This is a genomic window from Pantoea sp. CFCC18179, assembly GCF_059412405.1.
Genome location: NZ_JBNBPM010000006.1, coordinates 172,639 through 196,317, shown reverse-complemented (window position 1 = coordinate 196,317; position 23,679 = coordinate 172,639). Strand labels below are relative to the sequence as shown.

General features: G+C 54.1%; 27 protein-coding genes. 7 read left to right on the top strand and 20 right to left on the bottom strand.

All coding sequences use genetic code 11. The features are described 5' to 3' along the window. Positions 1–25 precede the first annotated feature (25 nt). Both ACPUC7_RS13875 and ACPUC7_RS13870 read right to left on the bottom strand, forming a co-directional pair. Positions 26–382, bottom strand: a complete 357-nt coding sequence (locus ACPUC7_RS13875) for a hypothetical protein (protein ID WP_494923342.1) — start codon at positions 380–382, stop codon at positions 26–28. 263 nt (positions 383–645) lie between these two features. Continuing rightward, positions 646–1,440, bottom strand: a complete 795-nt coding sequence (locus ACPUC7_RS13870; protein WP_494923341.1) for an SDR family NAD(P)-dependent oxidoreductase — start codon at positions 1,438–1,440, stop codon at positions 646–648. A gap of 146 nt (positions 1,441–1,586) precedes the next feature. On the opposite strand from ACPUC7_RS13870, the gene ACPUC7_RS13865 reads away from it, so the two are divergent. After that, complete coding sequence (locus ACPUC7_RS13865) at positions 1,587–2,444, top strand: NAD(P)-dependent oxidoreductase (RefSeq protein ID WP_494923340.1); 858 nt, start codon at positions 1,587–1,589, stop codon at positions 2,442–2,444. Here ACPUC7_RS13865 and ACPUC7_RS13860 read toward each other — a convergent pair. The 8 genes from ACPUC7_RS13860 to ACPUC7_RS13825 form a co-directional block, all read right to left on the bottom strand. After that, the gene (locus ACPUC7_RS13860; RefSeq protein WP_343552806.1) at positions 2,417–3,001 is read right to left on the bottom strand and encodes a P-loop nucleotide/nucleoside kinase family protein; all 585 of its coding nucleotides are present in this window, start codon (positions 2,999–3,001) and stop codon (positions 2,417–2,419) included. The genes ACPUC7_RS13865 and ACPUC7_RS13860 overlap by 28 nt on opposite strands. Beyond that, a complete protein-coding gene (locus tag ACPUC7_RS13855) occupies positions 2,998–3,435 on the bottom strand; it encodes a PTS sugar transporter subunit IIA (protein WP_494923339.1) in 438 nt (145 codons plus the stop codon). Before ACPUC7_RS13855 ends, ACPUC7_RS13860 begins: the two co-directional genes overlap by 4 nt. Before the next feature lie 8 nt (positions 3,436–3,443). Continuing rightward, positions 3,444–3,713, bottom strand: coding sequence for a hypothetical protein (locus ACPUC7_RS13850; protein ID WP_343552808.1), 270 nt, complete (start codon positions 3,711–3,713; stop codon positions 3,444–3,446). Positions 3,714–3,776: 63 nt separating this feature from the next. Continuing rightward, entirely contained in the window at positions 3,777–4,619 is an 843-nt protein-coding gene (locus tag ACPUC7_RS13845) for a class II fructose-bisphosphate aldolase (protein ID WP_494923338.1), read from the bottom strand. Then, positions 4,606–5,979: a PTS sugar transporter subunit IIC gene (locus ACPUC7_RS13840; protein WP_343552810.1), complete on the bottom strand. Its 1,374-nt coding sequence runs from the start codon at positions 5,977–5,979 to the stop codon at positions 4,606–4,608. Before ACPUC7_RS13840 ends, ACPUC7_RS13845 begins: the two co-directional genes overlap by 14 nt. Then, positions 5,972–6,286 (bottom strand): PTS sugar transporter subunit IIB, encoded by a 315-nt coding sequence (locus tag ACPUC7_RS13835; protein WP_034827292.1) that lies wholly within the window; start codon positions 6,284–6,286, stop codon positions 5,972–5,974. The genes ACPUC7_RS13840 and ACPUC7_RS13835 overlap by 8 nt, the downstream gene beginning before the upstream one ends. Before the next feature lie 10 nt (positions 6,287–6,296). Then, positions 6,297–7,277, bottom strand: a complete 981-nt coding sequence (locus ACPUC7_RS13830) for a 6-phosphofructokinase (RefSeq protein WP_494923423.1) — start codon at positions 7,275–7,277, stop codon at positions 6,297–6,299. A 473-nt stretch (positions 7,278–7,750) separates the two neighbouring features. Then, on the bottom strand, positions 7,751–8,335 hold the full coding sequence (locus ACPUC7_RS13825) for a YceI family protein (protein ID WP_494923337.1): 585 nt from the start codon (positions 8,333–8,335) through the stop codon (positions 7,751–7,753). A 220-nt stretch (positions 8,336–8,555) separates the two neighbouring features. Here ACPUC7_RS13825 and ACPUC7_RS13820 point away from each other — a divergent pair, with 220 nt between their 5' ends. Together ACPUC7_RS13820 and ACPUC7_RS13815 are read left to right on the top strand one after the other, a co-directional pair. Further along, positions 8,556–8,906 (top strand): type II toxin-antitoxin system RelE/ParE family toxin, encoded by a 351-nt coding sequence (locus ACPUC7_RS13820; protein ID WP_494923336.1) that lies wholly within the window; start codon positions 8,556–8,558, stop codon positions 8,904–8,906. A gap of 1 nt (position 8,907) precedes the next feature. Continuing rightward, positions 8,908–9,207 carry a helix-turn-helix domain-containing protein gene (locus ACPUC7_RS13815; protein WP_494923335.1) on the top strand — a complete coding sequence of 100 codons (300 nt, stop codon included), beginning with the start codon at positions 8,908–8,910 and terminating at the stop codon, positions 9,205–9,207. On the opposite strand, the gene pqqF is transcribed toward ACPUC7_RS13815, so the two are convergent. The 8 genes from pqqF to ACPUC7_RS13775 all read right to left on the bottom strand — a co-directional run bounded on the left by pqqF (position 9,198) and on the right by ACPUC7_RS13775 (position 16,912). After that, positions 9,198–11,516: a pyrroloquinoline quinone biosynthesis protein PqqF gene (gene pqqF, locus ACPUC7_RS13810; RefSeq protein WP_494923334.1), complete on the bottom strand. Its 2,319-nt coding sequence runs from the start codon at positions 11,514–11,516 to the stop codon at positions 9,198–9,200. The two genes, ACPUC7_RS13815 and pqqF, sit on opposite strands and share 10 nt — an antisense overlap. Continuing rightward, positions 11,516–12,655 carry a pyrroloquinoline quinone biosynthesis protein PqqE gene (gene pqqE, locus ACPUC7_RS13805; RefSeq protein ID WP_494923333.1) on the bottom strand — a complete coding sequence of 380 codons (1,140 nt, stop codon included), beginning with the start codon at positions 12,653–12,655 and terminating at the stop codon, positions 11,516–11,518. Before pqqE ends, pqqF begins: the two co-directional genes overlap by 1 nt. After that, positions 12,642–12,920, bottom strand: coding sequence for a pyrroloquinoline quinone biosynthesis peptide chaperone PqqD (gene pqqD, locus ACPUC7_RS13800; protein ID WP_494923332.1), 279 nt, complete (start codon positions 12,918–12,920; stop codon positions 12,642–12,644). Before pqqD ends, pqqE begins: the two co-directional genes overlap by 14 nt. Before the next feature lie 4 nt (positions 12,921–12,924). Beyond that, complete coding sequence (pqqC, locus tag ACPUC7_RS13795) at positions 12,925–13,680, bottom strand: pyrroloquinoline-quinone synthase PqqC (protein ID WP_343554399.1); 756 nt, start codon at positions 13,678–13,680, stop codon at positions 12,925–12,927. Then, entirely contained in the window at positions 13,677–14,603 is a 927-nt protein-coding gene (gene pqqB / locus ACPUC7_RS13790; protein ID WP_494923331.1) for a pyrroloquinoline quinone biosynthesis protein PqqB, read from the bottom strand. The genes pqqC and pqqB overlap by 4 nt, the downstream gene beginning before the upstream one ends. A gap of 54 nt (positions 14,604–14,657) precedes the next feature. Further along, on the bottom strand, positions 14,658–14,729 hold the full coding sequence (gene pqqA, locus ACPUC7_RS13785; RefSeq protein ID WP_002905689.1) for a pyrroloquinoline quinone precursor peptide PqqA: 72 nt from the start codon (positions 14,727–14,729) through the stop codon (positions 14,658–14,660). A gap of 147 nt (positions 14,730–14,876) precedes the next feature. Continuing rightward, complete coding sequence (locus ACPUC7_RS13780; protein WP_494923330.1) at positions 14,877–15,902, bottom strand: dipeptidase; 1,026 nt, start codon at positions 15,900–15,902, stop codon at positions 14,877–14,879. A 77-nt stretch (positions 15,903–15,979) separates the two neighbouring features. After that, positions 15,980–16,912, bottom strand: coding sequence for an ABC transporter substrate-binding protein (locus tag ACPUC7_RS13775; RefSeq protein WP_494923329.1), 933 nt, complete (start codon positions 16,910–16,912; stop codon positions 15,980–15,982). 247 nt (positions 16,913–17,159) lie between these two features. Between ACPUC7_RS13775 and leuA the strand changes: the two genes are divergently transcribed. Next, complete coding sequence (gene leuA, locus ACPUC7_RS13770; RefSeq protein ID WP_494923328.1) at positions 17,160–18,845, top strand: 2-isopropylmalate synthase; 1,686 nt, start codon at positions 17,160–17,162, stop codon at positions 18,843–18,845. On the opposite strand, the gene ACPUC7_RS13765 is transcribed toward leuA, so the two are convergent. Further along, positions 18,796–19,578: an AraC family transcriptional regulator gene (locus ACPUC7_RS13765; protein WP_343554406.1), complete on the bottom strand. Its 783-nt coding sequence runs from the start codon at positions 19,576–19,578 to the stop codon at positions 18,796–18,798. The two genes, leuA and ACPUC7_RS13765, sit on opposite strands and share 50 nt — an antisense overlap. Before the next feature lies 1 nt (position 19,579). Continuing rightward, the gene (locus ACPUC7_RS13760) at positions 19,580–20,443 is read right to left on the bottom strand and encodes an NAD(P)-dependent oxidoreductase (RefSeq protein ID WP_343554407.1); all 864 of its coding nucleotides are present in this window, start codon (positions 20,441–20,443) and stop codon (positions 19,580–19,582) included. A 219-nt stretch (positions 20,444–20,662) separates the two neighbouring features. On the opposite strand from ACPUC7_RS13760, the gene pqqU reads away from it, so the two are divergent. The 3 genes from pqqU to ACPUC7_RS13745 all read left to right on the top strand — a co-directional run bounded on the left by pqqU (position 20,663) and on the right by ACPUC7_RS13745 (position 23,580). Then, complete coding sequence (pqqU, locus tag ACPUC7_RS13755) at positions 20,663–22,774, top strand: TonB-dependent receptor PqqU (RefSeq protein ID WP_494923327.1); 2,112 nt, start codon at positions 20,663–20,665, stop codon at positions 22,772–22,774. A 132-nt stretch (positions 22,775–22,906) separates the two neighbouring features. Further along, positions 22,907–23,158 (top strand): type II toxin-antitoxin system Phd/YefM family antitoxin, encoded by a 252-nt coding sequence (locus tag ACPUC7_RS13750; protein WP_494923326.1) that lies wholly within the window; start codon positions 22,907–22,909, stop codon positions 23,156–23,158. After that, positions 23,158–23,580, top strand: a complete 423-nt coding sequence (locus ACPUC7_RS13745; protein WP_494923325.1) for a type II toxin-antitoxin system VapC family toxin — start codon at positions 23,158–23,160, stop codon at positions 23,578–23,580. The genes ACPUC7_RS13750 and ACPUC7_RS13745 overlap by 1 nt, the downstream gene beginning before the upstream one ends. Positions 23,581–23,679: the final 99 nt, after the last annotated feature.

Below are 23,679 nucleotides of genomic sequence, written 5' to 3'. Positions count from 1 at the left end.
GGTGTACGCGATGGAGCGCGTAGTGTTATTCCCGGAAGACGCAGAAGGTCAGATGCCGCCGTCGTAGCGGCGGAAACAGCGGTTCACGGCGATAGCCGAACGAAGTCGTGGGTTGGCTGAGCGTGGCGATCAGCGCCAGCAACAGCAGCAGGAACGGCAAGGCGGTATCGAGCATCGGAGCGGCGGCGTTCAGCGATTTGGCGCTGAGTGCACAAGGTTTTTCGCTGCCGTTGGCATCATCATTGCTGTGCGCTTGCGCAGCAGCATGGGCCGAGGTGAACGGCGCGGCAGGCAAATTAAAGCTGCGTTGGACGAGACAAAACGCCAGCACCAGACAAACCAGTGCCAGAATCCATTTTGCGCGTGATAGCGAAATCGTCATGCCGCAGCCTCAGAGAAAAGTGCGGGCATTTTAAGCATCCACAGCAGAAACACCAAGCGTTGCTGTGTAAACTTTTGTCTTTATGAGGATTGTGCGCAACGGATAAGCATTTACTTACAGGCTGAGTTTGAGACGGTGGGCAAAAAGCCCCAAGCTGCTCAGTTCAACGTCTTCCGGTCACCATAAATGGCGACCCTACAACGGATTAGCGCGTTTTTCGTAGGGTCGCCATTCATGGCGACCTGGTTAAACACCGCACGTCATTAAACAATATCATCCACCACGCCGCCATCGACGCGCAGTGCCGCGCCCGACGTAGCCGATGCCTGTTTCGAGCACACGTACACCACCATATTCGCCACCTCTTCCACCGTAGCAGCGCGCTGGATAACTGAGCTCGGGCGATGGCTCATCACAAACTCTTTGGCTAACACTTCCAGCGATTTGCCGGTGCGCTGCACTTCGTCTTCCATCATCGCGGCAAAACCATCGGAAAGCGTTGGACCCGGCAACACACTATTCACTGTCACGCCGCTGCCCGCCGCCACTTTCGCCAGGCCGCGCGCCAATGAAAGCTGGGCGGTTTTGCTCACGCCGTAATGCAGCATGTCGGCGGGAATGTTCAACGCCGACTCGGACGAGATAAACACCACCCGGCCCCAGCCCTTTTTCATCATCTCCGGTAGCAGCGCGCGCGACAAACGTACGCCCGACATCACATTGGTTTGCCAATAGGCTTCCCAGGTTGCGTCATCGACGGCGAAGAAATCCTGCGGGCCATAAATCCCGGCGTTATTCACCAGAATATCGATCGGCGGCAAACCGCCTAACAGCTGTTGCACGCCTTGCGCACTGCCGAGATCGGCGATGAAAGTGTGAATCTTCGCGCCTGCCACCAAACCGTTGAGCTTTTCACGCGCGCGGCTCACCGAGGCTTCGCTACGCCCATTCAGCACCACTTCCGCGCCGCTGGCCGCCAGCCCTTGCGCGATGGCAAAGCCAATACCGCCGGTAGATGCGGTGACCAATGCGGTTTTTCCGTGTAGATCGATGTTCATGAAGCTCTCCTTGGGGATCGTTGTCACAAAAGCCTGGTAGACGCAGCGCAACCTGCATTGTCGAAACATGCTTTGTAACCAATCTGTTGACCCACAATCTGTTGGAATTACCCACACTCAATCTTTACCTACCTGGAGATGTCGCCATGAAAACCCTTGCTATCGCCGCACCTGGCGCGATGGGCGCTGCGGTTGCCGCTGTGTTGACGCAACACGGTGCGCGTGTGATTTGCCCGTTAAAAACGCGTTCCAGCGCGTCGCAACAACGCGCACTTGCTGCTCATATCGAGGATGCCAGCGCCGCGGAATTGTGTGACGCCGAGATCATCCTGTCGATTCTGCCGCCGGAATCGGCGCTGAGTTGGGCGCAGCAGATGGTGCCGCATCTGCAAGCCGCCGCGCGTAAACCGCTGTTTGTCGATTGCAATGCCATCAGCCCGGAAACGCTACAACAGGTCGCACAGGTGATTGAAGCCACCGGTACGCCGTTTGCCGATGCGGCGATCATTGGCCTTCCGCCGGGCGCGCAGAATCCACAAGGGCCACGCTTCTGGTTTGCCGGATCCCATGCTGTGCAGTTGGCAGAGTTAGAAAAATATGGCCTGCGCGTGCGTGCAATGCAGGCAGAGAATGGCGCGGCATCGGCGTTGAAAATGGCGTATGCCGGGATTAATAAAGGCATCACCTTGTTAACCAGCGCGATGTTGATCAACGCCAGCCGCGTCGGTGCGGCAGATGCACTGCGTGAAGAGATGCAGGAGAGCCAGGCGGCGTTAATGCAGAGAATGGAAAAAGCCGCCCCGGATATGCTGCCAAAAGCCTGGCGCTGGGCGGCGGAGATGGATGAGATTGCCACGCTGAATCAAGGTGAACTGGCGACCGATCGGCTTTATCAAGCATTGGGTGAAATCTGCCGTCAGCTGGCTGACGATGCTCAGCACCAGCAGCAATTCAGCGCCCTGCTGACGGCCTTTTTTCAGCCCGATGCCGATAAAGCCGGTTGAGCGGTGATCGGCAGCCGCAGCTGGCGTTGCAGCCAGGCAAACGCGGCGGCTTCGTCCGGATCGCGCGCATCCAGTTGTAATACCGGTCCCAACGCCATGGGCTGCGCGGTTTCTGCCAACTTGCGCAGCTCCGGCAGATACTCCGCGCCGGGATGACCGGGCATGCGATCACTCAAACGCGACTGATAACGGGCCACCGCTTCATCCGGGGTAATCGCCAGCCACAACTCCAGCACCCGCGTGACGCCCGCCTGCTGCAATCCTTGCTGCAACACCTCCTTCGGCTGGAAGCCAAACCAGGCATCAATCACATACACGCAGCGGCTCGGCGCCTGCGCCACCACTTTCCAGATCGCCTGATAGGCCGCGCAACCCAGTTGCCGATTACGCAAACGATCCACCGGCGCGAAGCTGGCCATAAACGGCTCTTTCAGGCTATCCAGTGTCAGCACCGGAAAACCAAACTGCTCCGCCAGCGCACGGGTTAAGGTACTTTTGCCGGAAGCCGGGATGCCATTGACCAGCACCACCACCTTTTCTGCCATGTCGGTTGTCATAGGATTTCTATCACCTCCGCGGCCGTGCTGGCTTTGCGCAGTCGCACCAGCGTCTCTTCGTCTTCCAGCAGCGTCACAATCGCGCGGATGCCCTCTTCAATGTGGGCGTTGCTGTCGCGCGCACCGAACATAATCACAATGTCGGCTTTATCGCTGCCGTCGAATGAAATCGGCTCATCCAGCACAATCATGCTGAAGCAATCCTTTAGCACGCCGGTTTCCGGGCGCGCATGCGGAATGGCGATGCCTTCCTCGAACACGTAATACGCGCCGTGTTCAAGGGTGTTGGCAATCACCGCTTCCGGATAGCTGGCTTTGATGTAGCCGCCGCTGACCAAGGGTTGTGCCGCCATCGCGATCACCTCGCGCCAATCCGTGGCGCGGATCCCCACCTGAATCGCACTTGCCTCCTGCAGCAGTCTTTTAATACTCATACTGCCTCCTAAAATGATTTGCGAATGGTGTTGCGCAGTTCGTCAATTTTAACGAACAGCGGATCAATTTCCTGACGATAACGTTGGCTTTTAGCAAAGATATTTAATGCACGGTTATATTCCAGCATTAATTCCTTTTGCGTATCCTTGGCCTGCGGATTATTCGCCAACTGTTGTTCCAGTTCGCTTATTTTCCCGCTGATGGTTTCAGCCTGAAGATCTATTTCTTGTGAATCCTGGCTCTTATTTTCCGAGCCCTTTTTCAAGAATCCAAACATAGCGTCTCCTGCCCCGAATGGCGCCAGGGCACCTCAGGTTATTACGTCATGAGTGAGTCGAAATTAGCGGAACAGTTGAATCTTTTCTACCAGCACATTGGTCACGGCATCGTTCGCAGGTACGAGGAAATTACGCACGCTATCGTTGACTTTGCCCTTCTCAAAGGTCTGTTTGCAGTTCGCGACCCACTGCACATTCATTTCGGTGCCGACATTCACTTTGTCGATACCGCTGCGTACCGCAAGGCGCATATCTTCGTCGCTGACACCCGTGCCGCCGTGTAACACCAACGGCGTGTTTGTGGCTTCGGTGATATCGGCCAGGCGCTGGTGTTGAATGTGCGCTTTGCCAGTATACAAGCCGTGCACGGTGCCAATGGAGATGGCTAGCATATCGACGCCGGTTTCATCGACAAAGCGTTTGGCTTCATCAACCGTGGTAAACGCCGCATCGCTCATTTCCACTTCTTTGCCATCTTCTGAGCCGCCAATCGCGCCGAGCTCGGCTTCCACAGACACATCCAGCGGACGCGCCATATCAATCACGCGACGCGTGTTGGCAATGTTCTCTTCAATCGGCAAATGCGAGCCGTCATACATAATAGAACTGAATCCGGCATCCAGCGCGGTTTGAATCGCGGCTAAATCGGAACAATGATCGAGATGCAAACAGGTTGGCACATTACGGCTTTCCGACAGTGAACGAATCGCATCCACTAATAATTTATGTCCGAGATATTTCGCCGTACCGGTAGAGATTTGAATCATTAATGGACTGTTGGTTTTCTCTGCCGCTTTAAAAAAGGCCGGCAACATTTCCAGACAGTGCAAATTAAAGGAACCGAGCGCTTTAAATTCACGTTCTTTAGCCACCTGTAACAGATCGGTAAAATTATAAAGTTTCATGGAGCTTTTCCTCATGGGATTTAGGCTTAGTGGATTTTCCGTTAACAAACCAGGCGATCAGGGTAATAAAGGCAATAAACAAGGCAACGAACAGCCAGTTATTTTGGAATGCATGGCCGAGAATCAAACCGGTACTAATCACGTCAGAATCACTGAAGGTCACGCCGGTGAAGCCATAGCTTTCCAGCATCGGCACCAGAATGGCTGGCAGGAAGGTGATGAACAGACCGTGCACGAAGCCGCCAATCATCGCACCGCGACGACCACCCAGCGCATTACCGAACACGCCTGCGGTACCACCGGCGAAGAAGTTGGTCAGCAGACCCGGCAGAATCATCGCCAGCCCGAACATCGGGAATACCAGCATGCCGACAACCGAACCGAGCGTAGTGGCGAGGAAGCCAACAATGACCGCATTCGGTGCATACGGGAACATTACCGGGCAATCCAGCGCCGGTTTAGCGTCTGGCACCAAACGCATCGCAATACCACGGAATGCCGGCACCAGTTCGTTGAGCAGCAAACGCACGCCGCTATACAACACGAACACACCACACACGAACTGAATCGACTGCATAAACGCATACATCAGGTAGTTCATGCCGTTGCTGTACTGACCGATAAACTCAGGACCCGCCGCGACCGCGGGAATCAGGTACATCGGCACCATCACTACCGCCATCGACAAGTAGGTGTCTTGCAGGAATTTGAAGTTATCCGGCAGTTTGAGGTCTTCGGTGGAGCGCGAGCCGCGACCCACTACTTTCGCCACCGCGGCCGTCAGCAGATAGCCGATGGTGCAGAAGTGCCCAAGCGCCACGTCGTCGGAATCGGTAATACGGCGCACCACCGGTTGTGCCAGCGCCGGCATCACTACCGCCATAATGCCGCCGAAGATGCCGCCGGTAAGGATCAGAGGTAAGCCTGTTAGCCCCGCTTTATAGCCAATCACCGCACCAATCGTCGCCATCCACAACAGCGCCTGACCGGTAAGGAAGATGTATTTGAACGGTGTCAGACGCGCGATGATGATGTTGACGATAAAGATCACCAACAACGTCAAGGCCACTTCTGAACCCAGCTCGCGGTTCGCTAATCCGGCAATGGCGGCAACGTCGGTGATATAACCCTGCATGCCAAAACCGTGGGTAAAAATGGTGTTCAGGAAGGTCAGCGTACCGACAATAATGTTGATACCCGCCATCATAATTAAGAAACCGAGCAGGGTTTTAAAGGTGCCTTCCACCACCTTTCCCGCTGATTTTTTTTGCAGTAACAGACCAATCAAGGCAATAAAGGCGATCAAGATTGATGCCTGCCCCAATAAGTCTTTTACCAGGAAGTCGATCACACTATTCATGGTTGGCAACCTTTAAGTTACGTTCTTTCATAAACGCCACGATCTTCTCCTCAATTTCGGCTTTATCAGTCAGCTTATTGAGAATAATCACCCGCTTGATCTGTTCCGGGCTGGCATCGGCATTTAACACATCAGCAAACGCTTTCTGGGTTAAAATCATGTCGGATTTAAAGGCGTTGGCTTCAGAAATAGTGGTGTGATCAATATCCGCCTCAATTTCGAGTTTCTTTAATACGGATTTGGCGCTCATCTCAATTGCAAAGCTTGATCCCAGACCACATCCACACACACATAATATTTTCAGCATGGTTATTTCCTCACAGAATATGCAGTTGTTTAGCGAGTTTGTAATGATGCCCTTCGATATCAACCAGGCGTTTTTTCATGCTTATTAAATCAATCGGAATCGGTCGATTACTGCCATTAATAATCACCGCTTTATTGCGCATTCCCGACTGAATACAACGCGCGACTTCACTGGCCATAATGGTGCCCTGATAAATCTCTTCACAAGTGGGATCACCATTACGCAGGCCATAACCGATAATTGTTTTACGAATACGTACGCCAATCAGCGGTTCAATTTGTTTAATTAAGGTGTCAATCGCGCCCTGAAAGCCCGGCGAGTATTCGCGCGTGTAGCCTTCCGAGCACAAAATAATCACGCTGTTCTGCTGCGCCAGACGTTGGGTGATGCGCTCTGCCAGCTCTTGCGGTGCAATCTGGCATTCAGGAATCAGCGCGAAGTCTGCATTGGATTTGATCGCCGATTGCAGTGTTAATTCACCGCAGTAACCGCCCAGCAATTCCACCATAAATACGCGGCCCGTTAATGCGCGCCCGGTATTACGTAATTTCGACACTTCTTTTAATACCTGTTCGCAGGCGGTAGAAAAGCCGATGCTGTAATCACTGCCAAAGACATCGTTATCGATGGTCATGCCGACGCCGAAACAGTTAACACCAAATTCGCTCAACGTATGCAGGAATTGTAATGAGCCATCGCCACCGGCCATAATTAACACATCGATACGCAGCGATTTTAAATTTTTGGCAATGACTTCGTATTCAGGACGAATTAATTTTCGATTGGTTCGTCCTGATTGCATCACCGGAATCGAAGTAATGGCGTAATCCACCAGATCGCGTTGAGATATTTCCTGGTGATGATTTTCCAGCAAGCCGGGAATGCCACCGTTAAATAACACCATCTCCGCTTGGGTTAAGCGCGATATTTGATACACAAAGTTATTAATCCCGGTGACATCACCACCGCTGATCACCATGCCAATTCTCATTGTCATCACCCTTCATGCTGTGCGTCTGACAATCATTCTTCCGATTAACCACTTTGTTATTTGCAACGGATGTCACACTTTTGCCATGAATTTAGCGAGTGGGATCATTGACAGCGACGTAATGAGGCTTTTTTTTGTGATATATATCACATGACATTTTTGAGCAAAAACAGACAATAACCAATTTAATCATTAAGTTATATTTATTTCACGCTATGAAATGAGTTACCGTTAATTAAGCCATTCGCGCTGATTTTCTTTCGATCTATTTTGTGATTTCCCGCGCATTTTTATCGGTACGTGGCGAAGTTTGGGTGAGAGTTTAAAGATTAAAGGTGGGATGAAGTATTTCAGAGTTAGTGCCAGGGAATATGAGGAATGGTTGAAAGGTCGCCAATAATGGCGACCCTACGACACCAAATGTGATTTTCGTAGGGTGCGCATTTACGCGCACCTGGAATTATAGGGAGAATTTATTTGGCATAAGCTTCGGTGGAAAGGGTCAGCGTCACCTCATCGCTTACCGCTGGCACATACTTATCCAGTTTGAAATCCGAACGCTTAATCACGCCGGTGGCATCAAAACCAATGGCCTGCTTTTTCACCATCGGATGTTCGCCCTGCTGATTCAGCGTGGCGTGCAAGGTGATCGGCTTAGTAATGCCTTTCAGCGTCAGATTACCTTCCACATCAAACTTGTTGTCGCCCTTCGCCACCACTTTGGTGCTATGGAACACCGCAGAAGGATACTTCGTGGTATTGAAATACTCAGCGCCCAAAAATTCTTTGGTTAACGCCGGAACATGGGTATCAATCTGTGAAACTGGCAGCGTGACGTCAACGCGCGATTGTTCAGGGTGATCCTTATCAAACACCAGCGTACCTTTGCTGTTTGGGATATCGGCGGTGGGATGGGAGAAACCAAAGTGCGTCCAGGTCACGATGACGGAGGTATGCGCGGGGTCCAGTTGATAATGCATCGCCGCAGCCTGAGAAACCGGGGCGTAAAGGGTGGCAGCCGCCAACAGTGGCAGCGCAAAGCGGGTAACGTTTTTCACTCAATGTTCCTTTTAGAACGGGATAATCCATTGAGTGTCGCCAATTAACTGGTTAGTAAACAGTGAAGAGTTTTGCTGGTGACTGTCAAATATATTCAAAAATATCAATCAGTAATAATACTCATCGGTAAAAATCACTGCTAGCAAGTAGCATACTGATTGCACTCATAGCCTAAAAGCTATAGCCTGTTTCATAGCAAATAGGCTATAGGATGGCACTATGTGGGAAATTCTGACAACGGATGTGTTTGATGAATGGTTCATGGCACAGAGCGAAGCACTGCGAGAAGACGTGTTGGCTACCATGGCGATTCTGAGTGAAATGGGGCCGCAACTTGGACGACCTTATGTTGATACACTTAAAGGCTGCCACTTCCCTAATTTGAAAGAACTACGCGTACAGCATGCAGGAAACCCAATCCGAGCTTTTTTCGCATTTGATCCGGTGCGCCGGGCGATTGTGTTATGCGCGGGAAACAAAACTGGCTTTAACCAAAAACAATTTTATCGAGCGATGATTCGCCTTGCTGAAGAGGAATATCTCAAGCATTTGGCGCAGATGGAGGGATAACATGTCTAGCTATAAAGAACTTCTGGCAAAGCAATCCGTTGAAAGCCAGCAGCGAATCGCCCAGAAAGCAGAAAAATTGCGCCAGGAGATTGCGCTTAGCCAATTACGTGAAGAACTAAATCTCTCACAAACTGAATTGGCCCGCGCCATCGGCGTGTCGCAACCAACGTTAGCAAAAATGGAAAATCCGGGAAATGATCCGCGTCTTTCCACCTTAAAGCGTTATGTTGCGGCATTAGGCGGCGAACTGCGTATCGACGTTACGCTGCCCAATGGTAAACACATCGCCTTTCAGCTTTGATTCACCAAAACTAACCAGCGATGCCGTTCACAAAGTAAACGCTGATGAATATGCTGTAGCTGTGGCAACGTAACAGCCGGGATGGCGGCACGATGCAGCGTCGCTAATCCATGCTGCTGGCGCAGCGTTTCAATCGCCACTTCGGCATTGTCGTGGCAGGCCGATTGGGTGAGTAACGTGTGCTGCCACACGGCGAGTTTCTTTTCCGGCAATACGCCAAGTTCCGCCGCCATTGCGCGCATAAAACGTTTGCAGTGGCCAAGTAAGGTGCGCCAGGGAATGTTGGGTGATTGCAACGCCAGCAATACACCATCCACATCGGCGACGCGTTGATAACGCGCTGACACCACGTAACCAATCTGCTGCTCAACCCGCAGCCGCTGGAAGAAGCGTGTTTCCAACATCAAAGCCAATACACGCAGCGCGGCCAGGCTGGCATCGTCGGTTTGCGGTAAAGGCATAAACAGCAGTAACGCCTGATCGCGTCCTGCGCAGGCAATCGGGACAATGCCGCGCTGCACAATGGCCGGTGTCGCAGTGTTCGCCAAATCTGGCTGAAAATCGCTGAGCAGATGCGCCACGCGTTGGCTTAACAGCGAGTTCCGACCGCACCATGCCGCCAGCCATTGCGGCCGTTTCATTGGCTTAATGAATTGGTTGGGCAACGCGGCCATCAGTTCACGAATGACAATCGTCGGTGCAGCGGATGCGGTAGATTTTGGTGCATCGGCATTCAATGCCTGTATCGCTTGCTGCACACTCCACAAAGCCTGGTCAGCGCATTCGGGCAGGTTCAACCTCAATTGCCACATACCCTGCTTTTGCTGCCAATTTCCGCTACCGCCTGCATGGCGCAGTTCCGCCAGCACCGGACGCAGCAGTCGCTGCCGCGCGCGCGCTTCATCATCACTTAAGGTGTGATGGAACGCGGGACGTAGCAGCAGCGTTTCAACCTGCTGCACCGCTGCAATGATCGGTAAGGTTTGCGCCACTGGCGGCAAGCGCGGTGCGCGAATAGCGTGCGTAGCGGGAAAGAAGCCAAACGCGGCGGGTTCAGCAGCCAAAGTCGGCAGAGGCAACCATTCCGCTATGTGCAGCGTAAATCCCTGGGTTTGATAACGGTCGCCATCCATTTGTTGTTGCGTCAGCAGCCGTGCCCGCGGCTGCTCAGCCAGCGCGGGTGCAAACGACGCAAAATCCTCGGGCACCGATATACCGGGTGCAAAGCCTAATGCGCGACCACGCAGTTGTTCTAATGGCGCTAACGCGGCGAAATCCAATTGTGCCAAACGTGCATAATGTTGCTGTTGTTGCGGCGTCGTAGCACTGATTGCCGCGAGATGCTGCCAGAAACGTTGCTCAATGCGTTGTGCTTGCAGCGGCGCAATGTGCTGCGCAGTGAAACGCAACGCCAACCAACCATCGTGCGCATCCTGCCATAACCACTCTCCATGCAGGCTTTCGCACAAACCTTCAGCGCGTAATTGCGCCAGTAAACTGCCCGGCGCTTCATCTTGCCAGAACACACTAAGCAAGGTGACATTGTCACGCAAAACCTGTTCATCACCTTTGATCAACACGCTCAACCACAAACTCTCATCGCCCGAAAGTTGCAGTAATTTGTCTTGAGATATCAGATCGAGTTGCACAGTCGTTGAAGCGTTTTTTGCCTGCGCAATCTGGCTGCCATGTTGTCGCGCAATCAGTTCTAACTCATCCAGCGATTGCGGGCCTTGCAACCAAAGCTGAACGTTATCAGCATGATAGTGGCGCTGATGAAACGCACGCAGTGCTGCATGTAATTCCGTGACATTGTCACCGAAAGCAGCACGACTGCCGACACGAAAGCGTTGAAAAGAGCCCTGAAGATTGTCCAGCAACGCCGCTTCACTCAGCGTGTCGGCATGATTTTGCAGCAGTTGATATTCAGCATCAATCACCGCCACTTCCTGCTGAATCGCCTTCGATTCGAGTAATGGTGATGTCAGCATATCGCATAAACGCTGCACGCCTGATGACAGCGCGCTTGCTGGCAGCTGGCAGAAATAGGCGCTGCGACTTAACTGCGTGGTGGCATTCACCTGTCCGCCCTGTTGCTGCACCCACGGCATCAAACGCTCATCTCCAGTGAAGCGTTCGCTGCCGCAAAACAGCAAATGCTCCAGCAAGTGCGCCAAACCCGGCCAGCTATCCGGCTCATGCAAACTGCCCGCCTCCACGCGCATCAATGCGGCGGCATCGCGCGCGCCGGGCTGATGATAGAGCGTGCAGCGCAAACCATTGGCGAGGATAAGCTGGCGTGAAGTCATCAGGTGACGCGCTGCTTGAAGATCAGTTCAGAATTGCTGCGATTGCGGAACTGCAATTGCTGAATTTTGATGTCGCTACAGTTGGCTTGACGGCGCGCTTCGAGAATTTTTCCGTGATGCGGTGATTTGCTGCACACCGGATCGGTGTTGTCCGCGTTGCCGGTCAGCATGAATGCCTGGCAGCGGCAGCCGCCAAAGTCCTTCTCTTTTTCGTCGCAGGAGCGGCACGGTTCCGGCATCCAGTCAAAGCCGCGATAGCGATTGAAACCAAACGAGTTGTACCAGATGTCGTCGAGACGTTGCTCCAGCACCGACGGGAATTGCACCGGCAACTGGCGCGCGCTGTGGCACGGCAATGCGGTGCCGTCTGGCGTGACGCTGAGGAAGATCGATCCCCAACCGCCCATGCACGGTTTTGGCCGCTCTTCGTAATAATCGGGCGTGACGAACAGCAGATTGGTCAAATTACCGGTGGCGCTCATGCGCTGGCGATATTCGGCTACCACCGCTTCAGCATTGGCGATTTGTTCGCGCGTCGGCAGCAATCCTTCACGATTGAGCTGCGCCCAACCGTAGAATTGGCAGGTTGCCAACTCGACATCATCGGCTTCCAGTTCAATGCACAAATCGATGATTTTATCGATCTGATCGATGTTATGGCGGTGCAACACGAAGTTGAGCACCATCGGATAGCCGTGCGCTTTAACCGCTTTCGCCATCTCCAGTTTCTGCTGGAAGGCTTTCTTCGAACCGGCCAACGCGGCATTCAGCGTTTCGTCGCTGGCCTGGAAGCTGATCTGAATATGATCGAGTCCGGCGTCGGCAAAGGCGTCGAGTTTCTTCTCGGTCAAGCCAATGCCGGAGGTGATCAGGTTGGTATAAAAGCCCAAATCACGCGCGGCGCGGATCAGTTCCGGCAGATCTTTTCGCGTCAGCGGCTCGCCGCCGGAAAAGCCAAGTTGTACGCTGCCCATGGCGCGCGCCTGGCGGAACACCTCAATCCACTGTTCGGTGGTTAGCTCTTGTTCCTGCTGAGAAAAATCCAGCGGATTGGAGCAATACGGGCATTGTAGCGGGCAGCGATAAGTTAACTCAGCCAGCAGCCACAGCGGCGGCGTTACGGTTTTACTCGGGTTCACGACACTGTATCCATTTTTGTTCGATGGCAGATTGCAGGAACTCTTTCACGTCAGCACCGACGCCGCCCGCCTCCGGGAAACGCGCATCCAGCGCGGCGATGATTGCCGCGACATCCTGCTTACCGTCAACCAGTTCGAGGATCGCGGTGGCGGTTTCATTCAGTTTCGCCATGCCTTCGGGATAGAGCACCACATGGCTGTCCTGCGCCGCTTCCCACTGCATGCGGTAACCGCGACGAAACGCCGGAATCAAGTTATCTTTCATGATGTTATACCAATCTCGTGCTGTGCCATGACACCTGATCGGTGACGGTGTGATACGGCGGACGTTGCAGTGCATACGCCATGGTCATGGCATCCAGCATGGTCCAGAGAATATCCAGTTTGAATTGCAGGATCTCTAACATGCGATTCTGCTGCTCGGCGGTGGTGAATACTTCCAGCGCCAGCGCCAGGCCGTGCTCGACATCGCGATTTGCCTGGCTGAGACGACTACGGAAATAGAAGTAACCTTCCTCTTTGATCCACGGATAATGCTGCGGCCAACTGTCGAGGCGCGATTGGTGAATCTGCGGCGCAAACAGCTCGGTCAACGAGCTACAGGCGGCTTCTTGCCAATTGGCACGACGCGCGAAATTAACATACGCATCAACAGCAAAGCGCACGCCAGGCAGCACCAGCTTCTCCGACAACAACACTTCGCGATCCAATCCCACCGCTTCACCCAGTTGCAGCCAGGCTTCAATACCGCCTTCCTGACCGTTGCTGCCGTCGTGATCGAGAATACGCTGTACCCATTTACGGCGTGTTGCCGCATCCGGACAGTTCGCCATGATCGCCGCGTCTTTCAGCGGGATGTTGGTCTGATAATAGAAACGGTTGGCTACCCAACCCTGGATCTGCTCACGCGTCGCCTCGCCATTGTGCATGGCGATATGGTATGGATGATGAATGTGGTAAAACGCGCCTTTGTCGCGCAACGCCTGCTCAAACGCGGCGGGCGATAATGCTTCGGTAATCGTCACGATGCCAACTCCTGCAAGTGAATCGCCATACCATCCCAACTCACTTCAATGCCCTGCTGCGTCAAATACTGGCGCTGCGGCGAGTGCTCATTCAGGATCGGATTGGTGTTGTTAATGTGAATCAGAATTTTGCGTTTCGCCGGCAGCGATGCCAGCAACGCCATCAAACCTTGTTCTTCGGCTAGCGCTAAGTGCCCCATCGCTTTGCCGGTATTTTTGCCCACGCCGGTGGTCAGCAGTTCGTCGTCCTGCCACACCGTGCCATCAATTAACAGGCAATCGGCCTTTTTCAGCCACGGCATGATGACGTCATCCGGCTCGCCGAGACCCGGCGCATACAGTAGCGTTTGGCCGTTGGCGCTGTTCTCGATAAACAATGCGACGTTATGGCCCGGCAACGGCCGATCGCGATACGGCGAATACGGCGGCGCATTGCTAAGAATCGGGATGGCGGTGAATTGCAGGTTGCGGCAGACATCAACGCGGAACGGTTCAAGTGGCGTTAATGCGCGATGCTGCAATCCGCCATTCCAGTGCTGCAACATGGTAAAAATCGGGAAGCCGCTGGTGAGATCGGCGTGCACTTCGGGCGTGCACCACACCTGATGCGGGCAGCCTTCGCGCAGGCTCAACAAACCGGTGGTGTGATCGATCTGGCTGTCGGTAAGAATAATGCTGCCAATCGCCGTGCCGCGCAGTACGCCCTTTTTGATCAATTCTGGCGTGTGGGCAATTTGCTGGCTGATATCCGGCGAGGCGTTACACAACACCCAATCTTCACCGTTATCGCTGACAATGATCGACGATTGCGTGCGTGCCTGCGCCTGAATGGTGCCGTTGCGCAAGCCCGCGCAGTTGGCGCAGTTACAGTTCCACTGCGGGAAGCCGCCGCCAGCCGCTGAACCGAGAACTTTTATAAACATGAAATTGACCAGAGAGAGAAAACAAAATGCCCGCACGAGCGGCGGGCAGAAGTCTTAGCGGTTGGAGATGTACAGAGTCACTTCCAGGCCCAGACGCAGGTCAATAAACGCAGGTTTTTTCCACATAATTTTCTTCCTCTTAATGCAAACGCAGAGAAATCTCTGCTGGAGATGATTACGAACGTGACCGAGATCACATCGCAACCCATAACGCGCGCAGATGTTGCGCCAATGTAGCAAACAGATCAACCCAGAATAGGTAAGGGAATTGTGTTATTCCTGCCAAATCTGTTGCAACACGCGTTGCCAATTGCCCCACGCGAGCTGCTCAAGTGCTGTTTGATCGTAGTCGAGCGATCGCAACAACGCATACAGCGGCGGCAATCCGGTAACATCTTTCAGCGCTTGCGGCACGCTAATGCCGTCAAAATCTGAGCCTATTGCCACATGATCGCGGCCCATTATCGCGATCAAGTGCGCAATATGTTTGCCAATTTCGATCAACGGCGTGTCCGTGTCGCGTTTGCCATCGGCCCGTAAGAAAGCGTTACCAAAATTCACACCGACTACGCCGCCGCTATCACGAATTGCGCGTAATTGGTCGTCGGTAAGATTGCGCGGTTGCGGGCACAGCGCATGCGCATTGGAATGGGTTGCTACCAACGGTGCAGCGGAGAGGCGCGCGGTATCCCAGAAGGCTTTTTCGTTCATGTGCGACACGTCAATCAGCATGCGATGACGATTGGCGGCGGCGATCAACGCTTCACCTTCCACAGTCAAACCGGGGCCGCTATCTGGCGAGTTGGGGAATGATCCGGTCACGCCCTCGCCAAAGCGATTGGGCAAATTCCAGAAGGGCCCGATGCTGCGCACGCCAGCCTGATAAAAGGCGTCTAGCGCCTCGCCATCGGCATCAAAACCGTCGGCGCCTTCGATATGCGCCACCAGCGCCAGCACATTATCAGCCCGACAAGCGGCAATATCAGCGGCAGTCAAACACAGGCGCGCACGGCCTGCGGATTGCGCCGCTAATGCTTTGAGGATGTCGAGTTGCTGCCAGAGAATCTCCAGCGGTGCGAGGTTTTCCGCTGCGCGCTGCGGCGCGACCTCCTGCACATAACGCGGCGGCGGCACGAAAATCGCAAACAGACCACCGGCAAAACCGCCCTGCTGCATCCGCGGAAAATCGAGGTGACCTTTTTCAATGCCAGCAAAAAAAGCCCGCGCCGGATCATCGCGATGATGCAGCCACAGATTGAGTAATAGGTCGTTATGACCATCGAAAGTTTTTAGCAACATAGGAGAATTTTGGCGAAACAACATGGCGCTATGCTACGCGCGCCCGCCTGTTTCGCCAAACGCGGGCGCACAAAGGGTTAGTTCTGTGCAACCTTTAAGCCGTGATAAAAGGTTGGCTGCACATCGAGATGCTTTTGGATCAGGCCGTATTTTTGGTAGAAATCGGCGGTTTCCTGCTGCTGTTTGATGGTGGCGTCATCAATGCTTTGCCAGTGAGATTTACGGCGCGAGAAAGATTTTGCTGCCGCTTCTTTTGGGAAGCCGATGATTTTCGCTAACGTGGTGGAATACTCATCGACATGGCTGTTAGCCCAGCGATCGGCGGCGGCTAAACGGTTGACGTAATCCTGCAACGCCGCGCGTTTGGCATCGTCTTTGATTGCCGCATCGGTAGCAGCGAGAAAACTGTTGCCGCTGGACAACCCAACGCCGTTGATCAGCACGCGACCGGTGTTGGTCACTTCAGCCAGCGCGGTATACGGATCCCAGGTTGACCACGCATCCACCGAACCGTTGGCTAATGCAATGCGCGCATCGGCAGGCGTTAAGAAGCGCCAGTTCACCTCTTTGTCGCTGATACCGGCTTGTTCCAGCGCTTTGAGCGCTTCAAAATGGCCGATAGAACCGCGTCCGGTGGCGATGTTTTTGCCCTTCAAATCCACCACGTTTTTAATCGGCGAATCCGGGCTCACCAGCACCGCCAATCCTTCCGGCACCGATTTGCTCACCGCCACCGCTTTCACCTGTGAACCGGCCGCTAACGAGAACAGCAACGGCGCATCGCCAATGATGCCCGCATCCACTGCGCCCGCGTTTAACGCTTCAGCCAACGGTGCCGCCGCCGGGAATTCCGCCCATTCGATTTTATAATTAAGATTATCCAACTGCTGCGCCGCCTGCATTTCGGCGTGCATATTTCCCTTTTGATCGGCAATGCGTAACGTCACGGTTTCTGCCGCTGTTACGCCGCTGGCTGCCACCAGCAATAGTGTCAAAGCTGCTCTTTTCATTGTGTTTTATCTCATCGCGCAAAACCGCAGCCTAACCTGCCCGCGAGCAAATCACCGATGCCGATTTCGCATGTGGATTGCCGTTTGGCGCATATAGCGTGCCGGCGCGCGAATTCGTAGGGTCGCCATTTATGGAGAGCGAAAGCGTTCGCAATGTTGTCAGTTTTGCACGCATGGTTGTCAGTTACGCGCGAGCCGTGCCCGCAGCGTTGGGCGAGACTGAATGCCAGACAACAAGGAGATCAACATGCTCACCCAACCTGCCACCAAATACCGTGCGTTTCCGGTGATTGATTTACCCGATCGTCAATGGCCGTCGCGCCAGCTCACACAAGCTCCGCGCTGGCTTTCAACCGATCTGCGTGATGGCAACCAGGCGCTGGCGACACCAATGGACAGCGCACGCAAGCTGGAATTTTGGCAACTGCTGGTGCGTTGCGGCTTTAAAGAGATTGAAGTGGCATTCCCCGCCGCATCACAAACCGATTACGATTTTGTCCGTTTGCTGATTGAGCAAAACCACATTCCTGGCGATGTGGCGATTCAGGTGTTGACGCAGGCGCGCAGCGATCTGATTGATCGCACTTTTGACGCATTGCGTGGCGCGCCGCAGGCGATTATCCATATGTACAACGCCACCGCACCGCTGTTCCGCGAACGCGTATTCCGTCAAAGCAAAAGCGAGATTATTGAACTGGCTTGCGCCGGTGCGCGGCAGATTCGCGCCCGTTGCGCCGCGCAAACCGACACCGCGTGGACCTTCGAATACTCGCCGGAAACCTTCTGCTTTACCGAGCCAGAATTTGCGCTGGAGATTTGCGAAGCGGTAGCGGCGATTTGGCAACCCGGCCCGGATCGCCCGATGATCATCAACCTGCCTGCCACCGTCGAAGTCAACACGCCGAACGTGTATGCCGATCAGATCGAATATTTCTGTCGTCATTTCAGCCAGCGTGCGCAGGTGGCGATCAGCGTGCATCCACACAACGATCGCGGCACCGGCATCGCCTGCGCCGAACTGGCAATGTTGGCGGGCGCCGATCGCGTCGAGGGTTGTTTGTTCGGCAACGGCGAGCGCACCGGCAACGTCGATATTATTACCCTGGCGCTCAATCTCTACACCCAAGGCGTCGCGCCACAGCTGGATTTCAGCGACATTCAGCAGGTGCTGGAAGTGGTGACGCGCTGTAATCAGCTGCCGGTGCATCCGCGTCATCCGTATGCTGGTGAACTGGTGTTTACCGCCTTTTCTGGTTCGCATCAGGACGCGATTCGCAAAGGCTTTGCGGAGCGTGCTGAACGCCAGGAAGAGATTTGGCAGATGCCATATTTGCCGCTCGATCCGCTCGATATTGGCTGTAGTTATGAGGCGGTGATCCGCGTCAATAGCCAATCGGGCAAAGGCGGCGCAGCGTGGTTGCTGGAGCAAAATCACGGCTTGCAACTGCCGCGCGCGTTGCAGCAGGACTTCAGCCGTTTGGTGCAGCAGCAAACCGACGATCACGGCCAGGAGATGACACACCATGCGCTGTGGCAGCTGTTTTGCCAGCATTATGGCATTGCGCAGCCGTCGCGCCGTTTACTGGAAGCGGAAAGTCACAGCGATGACAAAGGCGAAACACGCTTTAAAGCGCGCGTGCAGCAAGGTGCGCAGCAACTGACGCTGGAGGGCAAAGGCAACGGCTTATTGTCCGCCGCCGTGGCGGCCATCCGCCAGCGCTACGATTTAGTCATCACCATTGAGGATTATCACGAACATACGCTGGGTAAACGCAGCGACAGCCGATCGGTGACCTATATCAGCTGCATCAATGCGCGCGGAGAACGCGCATGGGGCGTCGGCATTGATAACGATGTGGCGCGCGCGTCATTACAGGCTTTGCTTAACGCGGCACACGCTTTTCTGCCGCAGGAAAGTAATTCGCCGGCGTAACGCCAAGTACGCGGCGGAACATGGCGCTGAAGGCGCTCGGACTGTCGTAACCGAGATCGAGCGCCACGGTTAAGACATTGTCGCCTTGCGCCAGCCGGGCTAACGCGACACTCAAACGCGCGCGGCGCAGCCAATCGCTGAACTGCAAACCGGTTTCACGATTGAAATGGCGCGCCAGCGTACGTTCCGCCACACACAACTCGCTGGCCGCCCGCGCCAGCGTCCAGTTTTCGCCCGGCGCTTGCTGAATGCGCTGGCACAAACTCAGCAGCCGTTCACTTTCTGGCAGCGGCAAGCCAAACGGCAGCACATCCATCACGCGAATTTCATCAAGGATCAATTCGTAGATGCGTTCAGCGCGGCTACCGGCAGCGTAGTGTTCTGGCAACGCCAACGCACTGACAATCAATTCACGTAGCAGCGGCGAAATCTGCACCACCTGACAACTGGCGGGCAGATCGGCGCGCGCCAGCGGATCGACAAACAGCGTGCGCGCCGCCACCGCGCCCACAATCTGTAACGCGTGGCGCGTTCCGGCGGGCAGCCACACGCCGCGACTCGGCGGCACAACCCAACTGCCGTGCTGCGTTTCAACTTTCACCACGCCGCTCAGCGTATGAATCAGCTGTGCGCAATCGTGGTAATGCCACGGTTCCGCATCGCCATGTGCGTAATCATGTGCGTACGGCACCAGCGGACGCTGCGAAAAGTCGAAGTTAAGCCGCGCGCTCATGTTAGCGTTTCAGATATTGGTAAACCGCCGCCAAATCCTGCTCGCCATATCCGGCATCCACCGCTTGCTGCCACACATCAACGATGTTCTCCAGCGCGGGCAACTTCGCGTCACCGGCGGCATCCAGCGCCAGTTTGGCGTCTTTCAGCGCCCACACCAGATGCATCTGCGGCGTGAAATCATTGCTGGCGATCATGCCCAGTTTCATTTTGGCGTACGGCGCAGCAAGCGGGCCGCCATCCAGCACTTTCCACAGATCGTCGGTGCTGAAACCAAACTCTTCTGCCAGACGCGTGCTTTCCGCCAGGCTTTGCATCAAGCCAATTAGCCAGCTGTTCACCACCAGCTTCATGCGCGAACTGGCACCCGCCTCGCCCAGCCACTGCGTGCCTTTACCGATTGCAGCAAACACCTGCTCGGCGGCCTGTGCCTGGCTTTGATCGCCGCTCGCCATCACCAGGATTTGAGCGTTTTCAGCCGGTGCTTTAGTGCCGGACACCGGCGCATCGATAAACACCACATCGGGACGCGCGTCTTTGAGTTCAGCAATTAACTGGTCGGTGGCTTCGACACCGATGGTGCCCATTTGGCACACCGTAGCGCCCTGCTTCAACGCATTGCTGGCCTGTTTCAACGCCTGACGCGTGGTATCGCCGTCGGACAACATCGCGATCACCACATCTGCGCCATCAACCGCTTGCGCTGCGCTATCAGTCAGCGTAATACCCGCACTCAATAAATCTTCACCTTTAGCACGCGTGCGGTTCCAGCCGCGCACCGTAAAGCCTTTTTTCAACAGGTTAGCGGCAAACGCATGCCCCATTGCGCCCAATCCCAGTACCGCTACCACAGGTTGTTGACTCATCATTCCCTCTCTTTTATGCCTTCAGACCAAACCGCCAGACTGACAGAATTTCCCTGACGCAGCCAGGCCGGAGATGCGCTGAAAAAACATTTTCAACACCGCAAATAATAATAATCCGTCATACTATTAACGCTTTTCAAACAAATGAAAAAACGATTAACATACGCGCCATAAATGTTCCAGTCGGTACATTCCACGCCCTTTTTACGGTCTTTCATAATGAAAATTGCTTTACTGCGACAGGCATCGCTGTTGATGTTGCCTGCGATGTTACCGGTCTCAGCACTGGCGGCCAGCACTGCCAGCAACACCATGGTGGTAAGTGCTGCACCTGCGGGTTCCGGCCTTTCTGAATTAGATACGCCCGCTGCGGTTAGCGTGGTTTCTGGCGAGGATATGCGCCATGTGGCACCGCGCGTTAACCTGTCCGAAAACCTCGGCAGCGTGCCAGGTTTACAGATTCAAAACCGTCAGAACTACGCGCAGGATTTGCAGCTTTCCGTACGCGGTTTCGGTTCACGTTCCACCTTTGGTCTGCGCGGCATCCGCCTGTATGTGGACGGCATTCCCGCCACCATGCCGGATGGACAAGGCCAAACTTCGAATATTGATATTGGCTCTATCGATCACATTGATGTGCTGCGCGGCCCGTTTTCTGCGCTGTATGGCAACTCTTCTGGCGGCGTAATTAACGTCGAAACCGAAACCGGACAGCAACCGCCTAAGCTGGAAGCCAGCAGTTGGTTCGGCAGCTACGGCAGCTGGCGCAACAGCGTAAAAGCCAGCGGCGCAACCGGCGACGGCACGCAGGCCGGAGACGTCAATTACACCGTTTCCGCTTCACGTTTCACTACGCACGGTTATCGCGATCACAGCGCGGCGCAGAAAAATCTCGGCAACGCCAAACTCGGCGTACGCATTGATGATGCCAGCACCCTGACATTGCTGTTCAACAGCGTGCATGTTGAAGCGCAGGATCCGGGCGGATTGACGGCTGAACAATGGAAAGATAATCCGCGCCAGGTCGCCAGCAACGTTACGCTTTATAACGCACGCAAAACGGTCGATCAAACCCAGGCGGGTCTGCATTATCAACGCCAGATGAGTGAAAACGACGATCTCAGCGTGATGATGTACGCCGGTGAACGTGAAACCACGCAGTATCAATCGATTCCTAAAAGCGCCCAACAAGGTGTTGGCAACGCCGGCGCAGTGATTTCGCTGGCGCGCCATTATCAGGGCATTGATACGCGCTGGACGCACCGTGATGCGCTGTTCACCATTCCAGTGACGTTCACCGGCGGTCTGGATTATGAAACCATGACCGAGAATCGCAAAGGTTATCAAAACTATAGCGGCAACGATCTCGGCGTTCAGGGCGATATGCGCCGTAATGAACGCAACCTGATGTGGAACCTCGATCCGTATCTGCAAACCGCGTGGCAACTCACCGATAAGCTGTCGCTGGATGCGGGCGTGCGCTTCAGTACGGTGAACTTCGATTCCAACGATTATTACGTCACCGCCACCGATCCGGATGACAGCGGCAATCGTCGCTATCATCGCTGGTTGCCTGCGGCAGCGCTTAACTACGCCATCGACAATAGCTGGAACGCCTACCTTTCTGCCGGACGCGGTTTCGAAACCCCAACGCTGAATGAGCTCTCTTATCGCTCTTTGACTCAGTCTGGGCTGAATCTGGATCTGAAACCGGCCACCAGCGAAACCGTTGAACTTGGCAGCAAGAAACGCATCGGTAACGGCTTATTAACCGCGGCGATTTTCCAAACCGATACCAGCAACGAGATCGTTTCAAATGGCAGTTATGAAGGTCGTTCGACCTACAAAAACGCCGGTGAAACTCGCCGTCGCGGTTTAGAGCTTGGTTTGGATCAGCAGTTTGGTGAAAACTGGCGCTTCAAAGCCGCCTGGACCTTACTGGATGCGCGCTATCGCTCCAATGCCTGTGGCGACGACAGCTGCGATGGCAACCGTATTCCGGGCATCGCACGCAATATGGCCTATGCCGGATTAGCCTACGCGCCAGAGCAAGGTTGGTATGCGGGCACCGATTTGCGCTACATGAGCGATATCGCCGCAGATGATGAGAACGATGTGAAAGCGCCGTCTTACACCGTGGTCGGCGTTAACAGCGGTTATAAATGGTTAGTGCAGAACTGGACGCTGGATCTGTTTGGTCGCGTCGATAACCTATTTGACCGCAATTACATCGGTTCGGTCATCGTTAACGAAAGCAACGGTCGTTACTACGAACCCGCTCCAGGCCGCAATTACAGCGTGGGTCTGACAGTGAGTTATGCGTTTCAGTAAATAACTCGGCTATCGTGTGAAATAAAAAAGCCCTGCAAGAAATTGCGGGGCTTTTTTTGTGCAAATATTGCTCAGGCAGGTTTATTGCCATATAGTCATGTAGCAACATCACTACATATTATGGAGGTCATTATGACAGTGACCAGAATCAGCAGCAGAGTCTTCAATCAGGAAGTCTCGCGCGCCAAAAAAGCAGCGGAAGAAGGCCCGGTTTATATTACTGACCGTGGCAACCCTGCACATGTTTTATTGACGTTTGAGGCGTATAAGAAGTTAACAGGATCGACCAGAAGCATTGTTGATTCTCTCGCCATGCCGGAAGGTGTTGAGATTGATTTCGAACCTGAACGCGCAACCATCATTAACAGGGATGTGGAATTCTGATGCGTTATTTACTGGATACCCATGTCATTTCAGAGCTACGCAAGGCAGGGACGCCTAAAGCCAATCCTCAGGTGATTGCCTGGGCAAAAACCATCGATGCTGAAGAGATGTTTATTTCTGCTCTCACGTTGATGGAGATTGAAAAAGGTATCCTCAAGTTTGCCCGCAAAGATCCGCAACAAGCGCATTTCTTACAGCGCTGGTATCAAGAGCAGGTTCTGATTGAATTTGCATGGCGTACACTTGCCATTGATAGACACGTTGCGCGGTTGTGCGCTCAACTGCATGTTCCCGATGAACGTCCACATACGGACGCCCTGATTGCGGCGACCGCCCTCTATCATGATCTGGTTTTGGTGACGCGTAACGTGCGTGACTTTACTTCGACGGGCGTGATGCTGCTGAATCCGTGGCAGGAATGAATAGCCTTAACAGAATGCAAGGTCACCATAAATGGCGACCCTACAGAGTAATGTGAAGTTGTAGTAGGGTCGCCATTTATGGTGACCACATTCACACAC